Origin of the sequence: Methylibium sp. T29-B (assembly GCF_000576225.1) — a bacterium.
Classification (GTDB): Bacteria; Pseudomonadota; Gammaproteobacteria; order Burkholderiales; family Burkholderiaceae_C; genus Methylibium; species Methylibium petroleiphilum.
Window position 1 is genome coordinate 1 of the sequence record NZ_AZSN01000301.1, and the last position, 2,331, is coordinate 2,331.

At 67.0% G+C, this 2,331-nt stretch carries 3 protein-coding genes; all 3 read left to right on the forward strand.

What is annotated here, in order from left to right:
* Positions 1–147 precede the first annotated feature (147 nt).
* The gene (locus tag Y694_RS21355) at positions 148–1,059 is read left to right on the forward strand and encodes an acetaldehyde dehydrogenase (acetylating) (protein WP_036236457.1); all 912 of its coding nucleotides are present in this window, start codon (positions 148–150) and stop codon (positions 1,057–1,059) included.
* Positions 1,060–1,082: 23 nt separating this feature from the next.
* Complete coding sequence (gene dmpG, locus Y694_RS21360) at positions 1,083–2,129, forward strand: 4-hydroxy-2-oxovalerate aldolase (protein ID WP_036236461.1); 1,047 nt, start codon at positions 1,083–1,085, stop codon at positions 2,127–2,129.
* Positions 2,130–2,164: 35 nt separating this feature from the next.
* A partial coding sequence (locus Y694_RS21365) for a 2-hydroxymuconate tautomerase (protein ID WP_036236459.1) occupies positions 2,165–2,331 on the forward strand: 167 nt, incomplete at its 3' end.

Here is a 2,331-nt window from a genome sequence, read left to right on the forward strand (position 1 = left end):
TGGCCAGTTCAAGGGCCAGGTCGATCCCAAGCTCAACCCGCCCAGCCTGTTCCAGGTGCAGAACCTGCGGGGCGGGGACTGACGAGCTCGTGGCCGGCGGCGCGGGTCGCCGGCCCCTGAATCTGTTCACTCCCGGAGTTTTTTTACATGAAGAAGATCAAGTGCGCCCTGATCGGGCCGGGCAACATCGGTACGGACCTGCTGGCCAAGCTCCAGCGCAGCCCGGTGCTCGAGCCCGTGTGGATGGTCGGCATCGACCCCGAGTCCGATGGCTTGAAGCGCGCACGCGAGATGGGCATCAAGACCACCGCCGAGGGCGTGGATGGCCTGCTGCCGCATGTGAAGGCCGACGGCGTGCAGATCGCCTTCGACGCCACCAGCGCCTACGTGCACGCCGAGAATTCGCGCAAGCTCAACGCGCTGGGCGTGATGATGATCGACCTCACGCCCGCGGCCATCGGCCCGTTCTGCGTGCCTCCGGTGAACCTGAAGCAGCACCTCGGGCGGCGCGAGATGAACGTCAACATGGTCACCTGCGGCGGACAGGCCACGATCCCGATGGTGGCGGCGGTGTCGCAGGTGCAGGCGGTGGCCTACGGCGAGATCGTCGCCACGGTCTCCAGCCGCTCGGTCGGCCCCGGCACGCGCAAGAACATCGACGAGTTCACCCGCACCACGGCCGGCGCGGTCGAGAAGGTCGGCGGTGCGAAGAAGGGCAAGGCCATCATCATCATCAACCCGGCCGAGCCGCCGCTGATCATGCGCGATACCGTGCACTGCCTGACGGTGGACGAGCCCGACCGCGACCGGATCACTGCGTCGATCCACCAGATGATCCGCGAGGTGCAGAAGTACGTGCCGGGCTACAAGCTGGTCAACGGCCCGGTGTTCGACGGCAAGCGCGTCTCGGTCTTCATGGAGGTGGAGGGCCTGGGCGACTACCTGCCCAAGTACGCCGGCAACCTCGACATCATGACCGCCGCCGCCGCGCGCACCGCCGAGATGTTCGCCGAAGAACTGATCGCCGGCACGCTCAAGCTCGAAGCCGTGCCGGCCTGACCCGGACGAAGGAGAACGCCATGATGAACCTGCAAGGCAAGAAGATCACCGTCCACGACATGACGTTGCGCGACGGCATGCACCCCAAGCGTCACCTGATGACGCTGGACCAGATGAAGAGCATCGCCAGCGGACTGGACGCTGCCGGCGTGCCGCTGATCGAGGTGACCCACGGCGATGGCCTGGGCGGCTCGTCGGTGAACTACGGCTTCCCGGCCCACAGCGACGAGGAATACCTCGGCGCCGTGATCCCGCTGATGAAGCAGGCCAAGGTGTCGGCGCTGCTGCTGCCCGGCATCGGCACCGTCGACCACCTGCTGATGGCCAAGGACCTGGGCGTGCACACCGTGCGCGTGGCCACCCACTGCACCGAGGCCGACGTGTCCGAGCAGCACATCTCGAAGGCGCGCGCGCTCGACATGGACACTGTGGGCTTCCTGATGATGGCCCACATGGCCAGCCCCGAGAAGCTGGTGAGCCAGGCGCTGCTGATGGAGGGCTACGGGGCGAACTGCATCTACGTCACCGACTCGGCCGGCTACATGCTGCCCGACGACGTGACGGTACGGCTGCGCGCGGTGCGCGATGCCCTCAAGCCCGAAACCGAACTGGGCTTCCACGGCCACCACAACCTGGCGATGGGGGTGGCCAACTCGGTCGCCGCGGTGGCCGCCGGTGCGAACCGCATCGACGCGGCGGCCGCCGGACTGGGCGCCGGCGCGGGCAACACGCCGATGGAGGTGTTCATCGCCGTGTGCGACCGCATGGGCATCGCGACCGGCGTGGACGTGTTCAGGATCCAGGATGTGGCCGAGGATCTGGTGGTGCCGATCATGGATCACATCATCCGTGTCGACCGCGATTCGCTGACGCTGGGCTATGCCGGCGTGTACTCGTCCTTCCTGCTGTTCGCCAAGCGCGCCGAGAAGAAATACGGCGTGCCGGCTCGTGAGATCCTGGTCGAACTGGGTCGCCGCGGCATGGTGGGCGGCCAGGAGGACATGATCGAGGACACCGCGATGACGCTGGCACGAGAGCGCGCCGCCGCGGCGCACAAGGCCGCCGCCTGAGCGCAGCGACCGACCACAGGACACAGGAGAAGCTCATGCCGTTCGCACAGATCTACCTCATCGAAGGTCGCACCGAAGAGCAGAAGCGTGCCGTGATCGAGAAGGTCACCCAGGCCATGATGGAGGCGGTGGGGGCGCCGAAGGAGAACGTGCGCGTGTGGATCCACGACGTGCCCAAGGAGAACTGGGGCATCGGCGGCGT